This is a genomic window from Sphingobacterium sp. ML3W, assembly GCF_029542085.1.
Classification (GTDB): Bacteria; Bacteroidota; Bacteroidia; order Sphingobacteriales; family Sphingobacteriaceae; genus Sphingobacterium.
The window spans coordinates 1,461,783-1,475,617 of the sequence record NZ_CP107036.1; the positions used below are offsets into that span (position 1 = coordinate 1,461,783).

At 32.1% G+C, this 13,835-nt stretch carries 11 protein-coding genes; 4 read left to right on the forward strand and 7 right to left on the reverse strand.

All coding sequences use genetic code 11. The features are described 5' to 3' along the window. Positions 1 to 465 precede the first annotated feature (465 nt). The 3 genes from OGI71_RS06125 (at position 466) to OGI71_RS06135 (ending at position 2,287) form a co-directional block, all read left to right on the forward strand. The gene (locus OGI71_RS06125; RefSeq protein WP_282254500.1) at positions 466 to 912 is read left to right on the forward strand and encodes a hypothetical protein; all 447 of its coding nucleotides are present in this window, start codon (positions 466 to 468) and stop codon (positions 910 to 912) included. Between the two features lie 388 nt (positions 913 to 1,300). Then, positions 1,301 to 1,588 (forward strand): antibiotic biosynthesis monooxygenase, encoded by a 288-nt coding sequence (locus OGI71_RS06130; protein WP_282254502.1) that lies wholly within the window; start codon positions 1,301 to 1,303, stop codon positions 1,586 to 1,588. Positions 1,589 to 1,810: 222 nt separating this feature from the next. Further along, entirely contained in the window at positions 1,811 to 2,287 is a 477-nt protein-coding gene (locus OGI71_RS06135) for a DUF695 domain-containing protein (RefSeq protein WP_282254504.1), read from the forward strand. Between the two features lie 415 nt (positions 2,288 to 2,702). Here OGI71_RS06135 and OGI71_RS06140 read toward each other — a convergent pair whose 3' ends face one another. Then, positions 2,703 to 3,920, reverse strand: coding sequence for a hypothetical protein (locus OGI71_RS06140; RefSeq protein ID WP_282254505.1), 1,218 nt, complete (start codon positions 3,918 to 3,920; stop codon positions 2,703 to 2,705). A 416-nt stretch (positions 3,921 to 4,336) separates the two neighbouring features. Here OGI71_RS06140 and OGI71_RS06145 point away from each other — a divergent pair, with 416 nt between their 5' ends. Continuing rightward, complete coding sequence (locus OGI71_RS06145; RefSeq protein ID WP_282254506.1) at positions 4,337 to 5,956, forward strand: reverse transcriptase domain-containing protein; 1,620 nt, start codon at positions 4,337 to 4,339, stop codon at positions 5,954 to 5,956. A 63-nt stretch (positions 5,957 to 6,019) separates the two neighbouring features. Here the strand turns inward: OGI71_RS06145 and OGI71_RS06150 are convergent, their stop codons facing one another. From OGI71_RS06150 to OGI71_RS06175, 6 genes are all read right to left on the reverse strand, one after another. Then, the gene (locus OGI71_RS06150) at positions 6,020 to 7,561 is read right to left on the reverse strand and encodes a hypothetical protein (RefSeq protein ID WP_282254507.1); all 1,542 of its coding nucleotides are present in this window, start codon (positions 7,559 to 7,561) and stop codon (positions 6,020 to 6,022) included. Between the two features lie 191 nt (positions 7,562 to 7,752). Then, positions 7,753 to 9,048, reverse strand: a complete 1,296-nt coding sequence (locus tag OGI71_RS06155) for a PIN-like domain-containing protein (protein WP_104381716.1) — start codon at positions 9,046 to 9,048, stop codon at positions 7,753 to 7,755. 99 nt (positions 9,049 to 9,147) lie between these two features. After that, on the reverse strand, positions 9,148 to 9,498 hold the full coding sequence (locus OGI71_RS06160) for a hypothetical protein (RefSeq protein WP_282254509.1): 351 nt from the start codon (positions 9,496 to 9,498) through the stop codon (positions 9,148 to 9,150). Positions 9,499 to 9,609: 111 nt separating this feature from the next. After that, positions 9,610 to 11,391 (reverse strand): serine/threonine-protein kinase, encoded by a 1,782-nt coding sequence (locus OGI71_RS06165; protein WP_282254510.1) that lies wholly within the window; start codon positions 11,389 to 11,391, stop codon positions 9,610 to 9,612. A 116-nt stretch (positions 11,392 to 11,507) separates the two neighbouring features. Next, complete coding sequence (locus OGI71_RS06170; RefSeq protein ID WP_282254511.1) at positions 11,508 to 12,314, reverse strand: hypothetical protein; 807 nt, start codon at positions 12,312 to 12,314, stop codon at positions 11,508 to 11,510. 19 nt (positions 12,315 to 12,333) lie between these two features. Beyond that, positions 12,334 to 13,686, reverse strand: coding sequence for a hypothetical protein (locus OGI71_RS06175; RefSeq protein ID WP_282254512.1), 1,353 nt, complete (start codon positions 13,684 to 13,686; stop codon positions 12,334 to 12,336). Between the last annotated feature and the right edge of the window lie 149 nt (positions 13,687 to 13,835).

The window sequence follows — 13,835 nt, forward strand, 5'->3', positions numbered from 1 at the left end:
CTCATAATCATTTTTGGTTTATGTGGAACGATGTCAACCAATCATTGAAGAAGTTAATTTGCTCTAAAAACAATAGGGCGAACTTCAATGCTTTTGAACGTGGCACGACCAAGCGCCAATAATCCAAAGATTATTTTCCACAAAAGACCGACATGAAGTTCGCCCTATTAGACTATACCACTAAGATATGAAAATCTAATAGAAATGGCGAACTCACGATTGCTCATGTGGAATTTTTGGTCGTTTTCGTTCATGAGTAACATCGTTAAGTTAGGGCTATACCCTACTTTATCGCTATTAATTACTACAAAGATAATAAACACTTGTCGTAATATCAAAATAAAAATATAATAAGTGTAAAATATGAGTTGGAAACAAAACTTGTCAAACATTATAATAAATTCAAGCTATCAATTATCAGAAATTAGTTCGTGGACAAATATCGAGGTGCCTAAACTCTCTGATATGAAAAACTTAAAACATCCAAATTTCAATTGCAAAGAATTTTTATTATTAAAGCTTTTATTAAAAAGGCAACATAGCTCTTTCATTGATGAAGTTTTTGGTTTCAATTATTTCGACGGAATAAAAAAAATTGAATATGCACCCAAACTCACAGGATTGGGAATCATATTGAAAGATAGGTACCAATTTGAAATTCTTCCAAAGAAGGAGGTTGTTGAAAATTCGAAGCTAAAATCGAGTAGAATTGATTATTTAATCTCGCAGGAGGACGAAAGTATTAAAATTGAGGAAATCACAAAGCTAGAACTAACTTTTGGCGAGGAATTGGGCACTTTGTGTAATCTTAGATTTCCAGATTTACGAATCAACACTGAGGAGGAATATTTAGTCAAATTGGAACAGATAAAAGAATACAATAGAGAAGCAAATAACAGGAGGAAAAAGTAAATAATTATATGTCTACGATAGAACAACCTAATTATTTAAATAAATCTGTAAGAATATTTAGATTCTATACTATTGCATCATTAATCTTAATTCTACTCGTTATGCTTTTGTCGTCTTTACGGCAGAATTATTTAATATTGATATCGGCAATAACACTATTACCTGTATTAATTCCGTTAATATTGGCTCCAATGGGTTTGTATTACAAGCCAAAGAAGAGCCAAGGAAAAAACGGACAATGTTCTTTATGGGACATATGTTCTTTTGTACGTTGATAATATTATATGTCATGGCCATAATTAAGGATGTATCTTTCCTTAATTGGTAAAAGATTGATTTTTATATTGATTTACATTGCTAATCCTAATTTTCAAAAAATGAAAACACGATGGTTTTAGAAGTAGCTATTTTAAATGTAAAACTTGGTAGAGCGGAAAAGTTTGAAAATGATTTTCAAATAGCTAGCCAATATATTTCATCCATCGACGGATATATAAAACACTCCTTAAAGAAATGTATAGAGGTAGACAACCAATACATTTTATTGGTGCAATGGGTTTCTGTCGAAGCACATGAAGTTGGATTCCGACAGTCGCCGCAATACCAGAAATGGAAAACCCTACTACACGACTATTATGATCCTTTTCCGCAGGTTTTGCACTATGAAAAAATATGATAGATTGAATGTCTTATCCCCTCCTATCAAGGCAAGGTATTAGACCCTTGATTATGGATAAAATGCAAGAGATTTATAAGGATTTTCATATGCAGATGCTAACTGTTGATGCGACAGAATTCTACAAAGAAATGAGATTCTCTCGTGCAGGGCAGACCGAGCCTATGTGGATCTATATATAAAGGTAGTGATCACTGAGAGAAGGTTAAGATTGTGAAATATATGGCAGATTTTAAAGTAATAATACCCAATGATTTATATTCCTTGCTTAATTTTGAACAAGATGATTTACCGGGAGTAGCCGTGGTCAACACTGCATTAAAGGAATTTGAACCAAAAATAGTTTTCGCGTGGCATTTATCAATTATGATAGATCTAGACGATTTAATAGAAAATGGAATGCCTTCAAAAAGTGAAGTTGAAGTAATTGACAACTATGGCGATTATTTAGATAATGAAATAAAAGGAAAAGATAAGGAAAGGCCTAATGCCTTATTTCTTGCAAGAATAACCTGGAATAAGACTCGAGAATTAATTTGGAGAGTCTACGATCCTGAAGTCTCAAACGGCTTTCTGCAAGAAATTATTACAGCTAACTCCTCCCCTAGACAGTTTGACTATCGAATCGATCCTGACGATAATTGGGAATTGGCAAAATGGCATTTGACAGATTGGGATATTTCTAATAGGAGTGATTAGAGTTCACCACCAATTGGGTAAATAAAAAATACAGAGTTCAGTTATGTTCCTTATAACTGAACTCTTTTTTCAAATAAGGTATTTACACACATCGCTTCACTTATTTAACTGACAGTCAATTAGAAAAGTCCAATCTCAGCTACCGAAAAAATGGGATACTTACACCCTATAACTGCACGTCAGTTACTTCCTTGAAGTTTACATATTACTAAAAGTGAAAATGATAACAACGTTGGCTGCTATTGGATCATTACATCGAGAAATCTTTCTCGGGCAGAGTACAAAGCGAAACCGACAATCAGAATGAATCAAGTAACCATTGTTCTACTCTTCGAATGCTTTAGAACTTTCTTCAATACATCCTAATATACTGGAGTAAATTTCAGAAAAGGCAATTTACTCCAGAATTTTAATTTTAAATACGCTCGCAAAAAATCCCTTCAAACTTATTCGGTAGAATTATACACCTTTGAATTCTCTTAATAACAAAATTTCGAATTGCACCATCCCTAAGTAAACAATTACATTTCAAGGAAGGAACTGAAATTTCACCTGTTAACTTATCGGTATCAGAAGAAAGCTCCTGTATGTTTACAATTCTCTCTGTGTCATTACCATTACGATCTGTATACCATATTTTCGCCCATATATTCTTTAGGCTTTCAGCATTTTTTATATCAAAAAAGTCTGCAATATTTTCAACAATATTTCCATCCTCAATTATAGTATTAAAATCGACAAATGATTGTACTGGAAACTTGTGGGAGTAACTTGACCGCTTGTTTGTAAAACCATTTATTATGTCAAAAACATAATAATAATGCTTAAACGTTACGGAGTCAAGATAAAGAGGAATAGCTTTAAGAAATAAATTTGGATTCCCCTCCATCCCCTTTTTATCTTTTAAACAATGATAATAGTATTTTTTATGAGAATAGTATATAGGCTCATTATTAAACTCAACCATTTTTAAAGAATCCAGTGGTATTGTATCTTCGCTAAATTTCCCAGATTCATTATTCAGCCACTTAATCTTTGCAAATAATGTAGATTTTTTCGCTAACTCTTTGCCGTCTTTTTCACTATGTTTAGTACCATCTTCTTCATATTTAACATCAATTATTGTGGCAATTGGAGGAAGAAAGTCTAACAAATTATTTACATTCATTTTGGTTTTGTACCCTATAGTATCTTGAAATATCTTCTGTTTGCCAAGCTCTAAATCGACAGTTCTTAGAATTACCTCCTTTCCAACGAATTCTTTTTTCCACTTATTAAAATTAAATACATTAGCGCTGTATTCTTGTTGCGGTAGTGTTTCAATATGTTTTACCTCGTTAGCTTTAAACCATAATTTTTCAAACTTACCCTCACGAGTGGAGTAAAAGAGACACTTATATTGATTTGGATCTTTTGCCCCAGTTAGTGGATCATGAGATGTCTTTTTTAACACCTCAATTATTATCATCAAAGGAGGTGTAAATTTCGCATAAGCTCCAATCTTTGGCAAAAAATACTTGCTTTGAAAGGGATGGCTCCTTAAAGATACTATATCCCCCATCTCAAACTTTTTCTCAACAGCAGGTTTGATATCAGACAGATAAGATTTAGTAGACACAATTTGACTTTCCATAATACAGATTATTAATTATTACTAAAAAAAAAGGTTAATTATCTGCGCAATTTACTAATTTAGCTGAGCTTTGCAATGGGATAAAACGTAGTTTACAATTAGGTAGGATTATAGAGCTTTATAGCTTTACTATTTTTTTATAAAAGTAGGTGGTGGTTTACAATAACTGGTCTCTTTCGCAAAGAATAGAGCATCAGCTGTAACATCAATCAGACTATTTATTATTCCTCCTAACAGCTCTGCTTGAAGGAGAGTGGATATGATTGTTATTATCATCTTCAACAAATTTAATATAAATATGTCACATTTATCGCAATTACAATGACTCAGTTATTGGGTCCTGATCCGCACCATTGATGGTGGTATGTAAACATGAATACATTATTGATAGCCCATTGCGAAGCCTATTTTAGATTATGAAAAGAAAACCAGATTGGCTTCAAAGCAAAGGTTATATGCATATAACTCCATCATTAAGTATGGAGAGTAATTGGTTAGATTACTATCGTAAAATCACCTCTCCCACCTACATAGCTAAATATGCTTTTTTTCCTTTAATACATCGGATTCTTTCTGACAGAAAATACAAAAAGGGTGATCCAAAAAAACATCATATTAAAGAAGGTAAATTCAAAGCGCACAGCCATAATCGTATTGATGGTAAAGGATCTGATAAAACAATAAAAAAACGCCCCCTACATTATGCTAGTCACTTCGATGCTTTAATATATAGTTATTATGCACATGTACTTGGTGAATGCTATGAAGCTAAACTGAAAGAAGATGAGGAATTAGATAAAGCTGTTTTGGCGTATCGTACTATCCCTGTCAGTAAGGAAGATCAAAAAGGTAAAAGTAATATCCATTTTGCCCATGATGTTTTTTCAGAGATAAATAGACGGGTTGAAACTGATAGTGAAGTATCTGTACTTGCTATCGATTTGAAGAGTTTCTTCTCAACTTTACATCACGACACATTATATAAGATATGGGCTTATGCATTGGATCGAGATGAATTACCACCCGATCATTATAACGTATTTAAATCCTGTACGAACTTTAGCTATGTATTGTATAATGACCTTAAAAAAAATGGTAAACGACACTTCGACGAATCTAATCTTGCTAAGATAAGGCGCTCGAAAGGATTTAAGTGTTTTTTCGAGTCTAATGAACAATTTAGGAAAACAATAAAAGAAGGTAAACTCTCAATATATAAAAATCCATTCCGTGGTGATAAAGATATAAATGGTAAGAAGCAAATGATCGGTATTCCACAAGGCCTACCCGTCAGTGCTATACTAGCGAATCTTTACTTAATAGAGTTTGATCGTAATATTATTAATGAAATATGTAGGAAGTTTGGAGCGCACTATCGGCGCTATTCTGATGATATCCTGATATTATGTAAACCAGATCAAATGAAATTCATTGATGAGTATGTTAATGAACTCATTCTTAAATATCATGTTAAAATAAGTAAGGAAAAAACCGAACGTTTTCTGTTCAAGAAAATTGTCTATAATAAAAACGGAGATGAACGAATTACATCTATTAAAATTTTAGCAGAAGACAAACAAATTATTGATTGTCCTTTAAATTATCTGGGCTTCGAGTTTCGTGGATATAATACACTGATAAAATCAACCAACATTGCAAAATACTATCGAAGGGTAATTGAGATTATCAAAAGGCGATCTCGACGAGCTGTGAAACTTTCGGCCCACAACCCTACTATTCCAAGAGCCGTATATCTTAATCAAGTTAAGAAGCTTTACAATTCCCCTCTAAAGCATGCAAATAAAACGGAGAATAAGCAAGTATTCCGTAGACGCTATTCGTTAATTATTAATGACCGTGGAGATTTTATGTTTGATCATCGTGACATAGAAGTTAAACAACAATCGAATTATCTTTCATACATAAGGCGTTGTCGGAAACAATTTGGCACAGACTCCTTTTCTCGCCAGCTCAGAAAAAAGCGACAAATTATTGGTCAGGCTATTAATAAGCATTTGGTCAATAAGGATTGGTAGAAATTTTTGGTATATATTTCCGTTAACAATTCCCAAATAAAATGCCATATTTCCGAATATCGATTACTGATTTTTTTGTATTAAATGGTCGGGGTTCGCAATGTGTCTTAGACTATTACCGCTCTGAACTTTCATACCTTGCATGATCATTCTCCATTTGATAACTTCTGTAATACCACGGTCAATGACATATCCATCATAACCTGCAGATTTTAATAACAACATTGCACTGAGCATAACAAGCCGATTAGCCATAACGCTAAGCAACTCCTGATCAGTTAAATCAGAATTTTCGTTCTTTGGAAGGTTGCCATGCAGAAAGAAATTACGGCTTTTAATGCATTCTAGCTCTTCTTCAGAAAGCGATATTCCCAATTGATCAAAAGGAGAAGTCAGTTTGTTTTTGTTAGGCATACTATTCATCAAGTCAATTTTGGTTTTCAATAGTTGATATTGTTCTTTGGTAAGAGTTTCATTATATTCCTTCAATACCTTTTTGAGTTTATGCTTGATTCCTGATATTAATGAAGAATCTGATATAATTTTACCCTCAGTTTTTTTATCACCTATTTTTTGGGTAATTGTTTCTAGTGCCACCGCTCCCATAGAAGCCTTCGCTGTATCGTTTAACGACCCTGCTTCAATAAGCAAGTAGCCAGAACGCTGGTAATCACCATCTTTATAAAACATATTTACCAACTTATTAAATTGAGTTGAAGTCATTTTTCGTTCCTTTTCCGGCACATCTGGGTAATTTCCGGAATCGAGTATAGGGCTACCCGATAGAATAGCGGCCTTACAATTTTCGTAATAAACGGAGGTTTTACTTGTATTTGAAAGCTCTTTTACCGTAATGTAATAGATCGAATCTAACATATAGAACCCATTCAAAAGACCATATGCTGTGAGGATCGCGCTGACTATAGGTTGAAAAACATCGAAATCAATCATTTTTTTTGGCCAAATAATAAAAACACCAACACCATCTCCAAGCTGCTCATGGTAAAATAGCAGTTCGGTTTCTTCAATTTTTAAAGGTACCGCATTATAGAAACCTTTATCCTCGGATGCTGTAGTATAATCGAATATAAGCCCCGAGCTCAAAGCATTAAATGATTTAGTATCATATTTGATGTATGCTCTTTGGCGAGAATTCTTCCATAAAGAATCGTCAGCATCTCCTTTGAAAGATTTTATTTCGATGTTACATTTGAAAGGGGCGCTAGTGTCCAATCCCATAGATCCGCTTACAACCTTATGATTGTTAACAAATATACGCATCCCATCCTGTGTGACTAAACCGAAAGGTCTACGAAAAAAATAGTCTAGATCAATTCCTTTTTCGTGCTCGTCAGGATTAATAGTCATATCTAAATAATAATTCCCATTTTCAAGTATCCGAAAAGAGCAGGCAACGGCAAGACCTGTTATAGTTGTGACAATTTTATAACTAGGTTTTCCGCTCTCGATTATATCAATTAGGTTCATTGAGGCCGTATCTGGCTCTAACATAGCGTATCTTTTTATCTTGTTTAAGTTATGAAATTTAATATTAATTCCTGTCTTTAAAGCTTTATGATAAGTTCTTTTAAAAATAACATTCACGAAAAACCAAAATCGTTTGAATAATTGAATTTAAGTAATCCTATTGAATTATTCCATTGATATAGCTCCGTTTACAGTCTCGTCCCATCCTTGCCGTCCATCAAAGAATACATTAGAAGACCTAATACCTATATTTAGTTATTTCATTGCCAAAGTTTACATTACATTTTCGAAAATTCCTATTGATTGCATTAAGAAACTAGCCATTCTATATATTTCGAATCGTATTTACTCGAGGTTTTGATCCATTTCTTTTGAAGTCTAAGATAAACCTTTTGATAGCTTTTATTGTAAGGTATTAAGCTAAACCGCAGCGCACCCAATTTAGTAATACTACTCTGTTTAAGTAAAAATAAGAGGTATTTTTCATCGACTTCATTAAGTGCCTGATCAAGGTCTTCTACTGTCTCGAATCCAGCTGCAACTAACTCTTCAACATGCTGCTCTAAAAAACTGGAGCTTTTAAAGTTCCTCAATACTTTATGCTTACTACAATATTGAGTAAGCAGAGGTAATGTTAATCGACTTGCGTCGATCTCAAGCTCAGATTCAATTAAAGAATCAAGATCAACCTCAAGTACACCTTCTAACGTGCGATCTGCATCCAAAATATTTATTATCTTTCCTGTGTTATAATAAACATTCTCAATATAGTGTAAATAAGGTTCTTTTGAAGCAGACATCCAATCCTTTTTCGTAGCATCAAAAGTTAAAAAGATCGCATTAGTATTATTATCAACCATATATTTCATAATCTCATGAATGATAATAAAATCTCCATAAGGGTTTTCAGGTTTTTTCTTAATATCCCCCAATCCTGGAAAAATTATCTTTCTATTTTTTGATATAGATTCGGGACTAACATCTTTGGTATCCTTTTTCAAGTTATCAAATTCAGACTTAACTGATTTTAAATACTCTTGGTCTAATCCGTCCAGAATTATACACTTATTAATTATGTCAAGAAAAGGATCTTCAAATTTTAGTTTTTTATAGTCGTTGCTTACAGTCTTTATTTTGCCATCAATAGATCCTTTAGCTTTCTCCAAGTTATCTTTAGCATTTGAAATATCGCTTTCAAAATCTGGATAATCTTTAAGAATGACTTTGTTCTGATTTAAAAAATTATGTATTTTATTCAAAACCTCAGACGTGAAATTTCCTGGTATTTTAGCGGTGACATCTTTAAAAAAATTATCAATTACCTCTTCCCTATTTTTGAGAAATTCCTGTTGAACCTGATAGGTCAACACAATTCGCTGAGTTTTGCTTTTAATAAAAGTTAAGAGTTTTTTTCTCGCTACGAGTGAAATCTCATAATATCTTAGGAGCACATTAGCATCTAAAAATATTGGTGTATTTGTTTCGAGTCCAATCTCCATATCAATATTTTTGTGATACTCTTTTAAGCAAATACTATATTTCTTTAAGTCATGATATCCTCTTTTGGCAAAAAATGAAATCCTTACTCGTTCTTGGTTTTCCATAAATATAACTCTTGGCTCTGATTAACCGCTTTTTATTAATAATGTTTGAATCATAATTCATTTTCTATTAAAAATGAATGTCACTTGCTACCTTTAAATCTAAATATTTAATCTCTTGAACTCATCGATTTTATTTATTAAGTTTTCGAGAAATGGGATGGTGTAATATCGCCCGTTTAATTTTACAAACTTTTCATTTAAATCTATTATCCCATCTTCCCTTGTCCAAACAGGATAATATTCACCTTCTTGCCGAATTTCTATTCTTATGATTTTGTCAAGTTTTTCAGCTAGTTCATCACCATAAAGTGTTGTATAGGGAGAAGTTCTCCTATTTTGGTTCCAAAAGGTAAAAGCCCCACTAATCTCGATATATTGGATCCGTTGACTTTCCTCGACAACTTTAACCCAATCTTTTTTCAAATCTCTTATAAATTTTTCTAACTCCATTTTTCTTATTCTTTATACATAAAAGAAAAGTTTATTTTAACTTTTCTTTCAACATATTAAATTATCTTTTTAATCCCTATAAACACGGAAAAGATTAAAATCTGATATTGATTAAGCATAAACTTCTTTTAAACCAACAATCTGAGCTATTGTATTTGTTATCTCGAATACACTGCTTATTCTTAATTCTACCATATTCCCAAAGTAAATAGGGTTTTTTATTATATCTAAAACATCTCCCTCGAAAATATAATGAGGTTTGGATAGTTCCAGAACATACTTCCTAAATTTCTCATATTGAAGAGTTGTTTTGAAATTTATTGAGTAATAATCTTTATCTAACTTATAATAATTTATGTTCCACTGCTTCTGAAATTCTGAAAGAATGATATGTATGTTCTCTTTATTCTTCAAAAAGAATTTATCCAATAGGCCATCGCCGTCATCATTAGATTTATAATGTTGCGTATGCTCCCAGTGAATAAAAATATGCTCTTCGAAATTAAGTTCAAACTTCCCCGCCAAACCATTGAAACCATTTAAAAAAATCTCTAGGTTTTCATGTATTCCATACTTTAAAGCACATACAATGTACAAAATAGGAGCATTCCTAAGTCTGTATTCTGCTCTCTTAATTTCTCCCTCAATATCGTTTAAAATTTCTCGACAATGATAATCAGAACAAGAAGCGAAGTATTTTAAAATTTTACCTGATAAATCTAATAATGACCAGCCATACTCATTTAGACTGTATTCTTTTAAAAATTCAGCCATCCGGCTATAAAGTAATTTATGATTAGAGTTATTTTTGAGGTCTAGAGACGCGTACCAATTGTCTGCGCGATAAATATTACTTTCATATTCAAACTTTCCTTTACACAATGCGAAAATCTGCTCCTGAACATATAGGTTGAATAAAAGATCGTCAACAGAATATGTTATCTTCATATGCCAATTGTGATTATAAGATCTTAACTGTTGATTGTTTTTTTTATGCAGTACATATTTCCCAAATAAAATATCTTCGCTGGCTCTTTTTACGATTTGATTTAGTAAAGATTTGCTAATGGTCTTAGGTGCCATCTCTTCCTTAAGATAAAATTCTACTTCATCAATTTCATGCTTTATTTTTTTGTAAAGAAATTTTAATTGTGCCTGAACTGTCTCTATATTATACCTGTCCTCCGGTCTTTGGCGCATCATATTCTCTACAAGAGTATCTATTTCAAAAAAAAGAGGATAAATATCTGCTATTAACTTAAAGCGTGAGCCAGCGGGATTTTGCTTTGTAAAACATTCGTTTAAAATTAGACCTAAAGCATAAATGTCAGCTGCTTTATCAATATTTTTAGCGTTGTTTTTCAATTTTTGCTCAGGAGCCATATAATTACGGTTCGCTAGCAAGTCACTTTTTTTTGTATGATGTTGATCTTTAAAATGTGCTATACCAAAGTCAGCCAATACCAGTTCGTTGCCCTCAATAAGGATGTTTTCTGGTTTAATATCTCTATGCAGCACTCCTTTATTATGGATAAATTTTACTGCGTTGCAAAGTTTTAAAATATACTTAATTAACTTGTCGAAATCACTTTCCGTATCAATTACATCTCTAAGTGTTTTTGAATAATGAGGCATTACATAACATAACTTCTCTTTATATTCCCCCTGTGAGACTACTTTTACAACGTTTTTATGAACCGTATTCTTGCAGAACGATATCTCATTTTTAAAGCGAGCTATTTTATCAGAAATTTCTGAATTGATATACTTGATTGCAAAACTATTCCCGTTGGATTCTGCTGTCCAAACAGTACCAGAACCACCACTTCCCTTTCGTTCCTTGAGTTTATATTCGATTCCCTCGAATTTTACAATTTCGTTTTTTTTAAACATAATTTAAACTATTATAACACTCAATAATGTATTATCAGGGTTTCGAATTATATGCCTTTATTTTTGATTGGTATACCAAATCTCATAATTTAGAAAACAAAATTCTTATTTATTTATCAGTCCAAATTCCCCCTTAAGTTATCATACTCCCCTAGAAACGTGAAAAAGGTTTCCTCCAATTGATTAGCTTTAACCGACAATTTCATTAGTTTGTTCAGCGCCGAATTGCATTCTTCTACAAAACTTTCTGTATACTCAGAATCCAATTGTGGATTTTGCAAAAACTTCGAGTTTAAAGATTTTTTAAAAATTGTCTGCTGAAAAGTGGCAGTTTTCTTTTCTCCCTCTTTTAAAGATTGATACTGTTCTCTTATAATTTTCTTTATATCTATATAAATAGCAGATTTACGCTGTAAAATACTATTTATAAGCAGGTGGTTCCCCTGCAAAACTTGAGAAAATTCGTGGTGATAGTTTTCTACATCGCTGTTTACTTTGTCAACTAATAGATCTAATCTTATCAATGACTTGTAAGACAAATTGAAATGTTCTGTACTATCAAATCCTGCGACCAAATGTGATACAAAATGATTTTCGTAATCAAGTTTTAGAAGTAATTTTAAGGACTGTGGTCTAAAGCTCAGTACTGAGGGGTTAAAATCAAAATTCTCATCACTGATTTTTTCATATTCCCTTTCAATAGCAGAATGAATTTTATCCAATTCCACAATTAAAGATTGAATATTGCTTTGATATATTCTTCTTACTGAACGAGATTGGCTATTGGACTTTTCTTCTTCTGCTTGTGCTTGCTTTTTCAACTGATGTTTCAAGACAAAAAAAGCACCTAAAACCCCAAAAACGGAACCTATAATAGGTACGATAAAATCTTTGGTTAGATCATAAAACGAATGTTCTGACATAAAAATAATCGTAGGGATTTTACTTTACACTTTTTATTAAGTCTGCTGTGGATTGCAATAATTCCTTAGCTTTTTCCATCGCTTTCTCTGGAACATTGACTTCTTCTTTCTCCAAAGATGGTTCTCGGTAAATACCAGATACTGCCTGAATTAAAAGACTGTCTTTAACACTCATATTATCTGGCGTTTCGTCAGATAACATATTTGTATAAGAAGTCAAGGTCATCGCGACCGCTGATTTAAATGCATACTGTTCTTGATAATTTCGTTCCTTTTTGTATTGGTTTACACAGAATGCTACTAAAAACCAACCAGGCGATGTTTTTACTGCATTGATTAGTAAATCAATCCACTTAATTCCAATATCCGAAGGTAAAACTGTAAATACAAGATAGACCCATATTATCGTAGAAACAACAGAAATAACAGTTCCAATTATCCAATTTCTCGCATTATTTGATAATTGTTTATTTCGATCATCAAATTTATAGCCTAGGCTACCATCGGCGGCCAAACCAATTAGTTTAATAATAGTTTCTTCTTGAGATTTAATATTTTCATGACTTTCTTTGATTTCATCGTTTAAATTCTTATTATCTGTTTCCAGTTTTAGAATTTTAGCATTTATATTATCAAATTCTTCAAGCTTAATTTGGTATTCTTCATCATAATGTTCGTTAGATTTTTTAATTTCTTTTAGCTCATTATTTGACTCTTTTTGTATTGCCTCAATACTTTGCATAGATTCATTTGATTTGCCCAATAGAAGATTTATTTCATTCCCTTTTATTGATAGATCTTTATGCAATTCCTGAATATTATCTGCTTTAGAAGTAAAATCTTCGATCAGTTTAGTTATTTTCTCAAATTCTTCACTACTTTCGTCCTTTAAATTTTTAAGTTCAGCAACACGCTCCTCTAATATTTTGGACAGTAGTTCAACCCTAGTTTCTGCTCCAGCTAAATCAACTCCTCTTAGATTATGAAATTTAATAGATGACTTATCCCAAAATCCATGGAATATTTCATAATAAATTATTTTATTTAAAACCTCGGCAGCGGCATCTTTATGAGGAAATACTTGTAAATAAGCAAAAAAATTAGTTATCTCATTATTGATATCAATTGTTCCATACTCACTTCCAGTATTTATTACATTCGGAAGAAATAGTCCTAGACCTTGTTCCAATTCAATTTTTAATTGATTGAACGTCCTATCGTATAATGCTTTAAATTCGCTAGCTTTATAATTTCTAAAGAAGATATCCTCAATATTGTCAGTTTTATTGTTATCAGAAATCAATTTATCAAAGTTGAAAGAAAGGATATCTTCTATACCCTTCAATATCCGCTCTTTTTGGCTAATATTCATTTTGTATTACAATTAATATCAAATTTTATCAGAATTTTAAATTTATAGATGTTAAGATGGGAATACCTTTGGGAGACTCTAAAGGACTCCAAAGAATCGCTCCTATATCGCTAAAGATATTGGTGCCGATAACTACATTGGCTGCTATT

Bases quoted from the DNA above. Each gene is read 5' to 3' on its own strand.
- OGI71_RS06125 (WP_282254500.1), top strand. From the start codon at position 466: ATGAAAAACTTAAAACATCCAAATTTCAATTGCAAAGAATTTTTATTA.
- OGI71_RS06130 (WP_282254502.1), top strand. From the start codon at position 1,301: ATGGTTTTAGAAGTAGCTATTTTAAATGTAAAACTTGGTAGAGCGGAA.
- OGI71_RS06135 (WP_282254504.1), top strand. From the start codon at position 1,811: ATGGCAGATTTTAAAGTAATAATACCCAATGATTTATATTCCTTGCTT.
- OGI71_RS06140 (WP_282254505.1), bottom strand. From the start codon at position 3,920: ATGGAAAGTCAAATTGTGTCTACTAAATCTTATCTGTCTGATATCAAA.
- OGI71_RS06145 (WP_282254506.1), top strand. From the start codon at position 4,337: ATGAAAAGAAAACCAGATTGGCTTCAAAGCAAAGGTTATATGCATATA.
- OGI71_RS06155 (WP_104381716.1), bottom strand. From the start codon at position 9,048: ATGGAAAACCAAGAACGAGTAAGGATTTCATTTTTTGCCAAAAGAGGA.
- OGI71_RS06160 (WP_282254509.1), bottom strand. From the start codon at position 9,498: ATGGAGTTAGAAAAATTTATAAGAGATTTGAAAAAAGATTGGGTTAAA.
- OGI71_RS06165 (WP_282254510.1), bottom strand. From the start codon at position 11,391: ATGTTTAAAAAAAACGAAATTGTAAAATTCGAGGGAATCGAATATAAA.
- OGI71_RS06170 (WP_282254511.1), bottom strand. From the start codon at position 12,314: ATGTCAGAACATTCGTTTTATGATCTAACCAAAGATTTTATCGTACCT.
- OGI71_RS06175 (WP_282254512.1), bottom strand. From the start codon at position 13,686: ATGAATATTAGCCAAAAAGAGCGGATATTGAAGGGTATAGAAGATATC.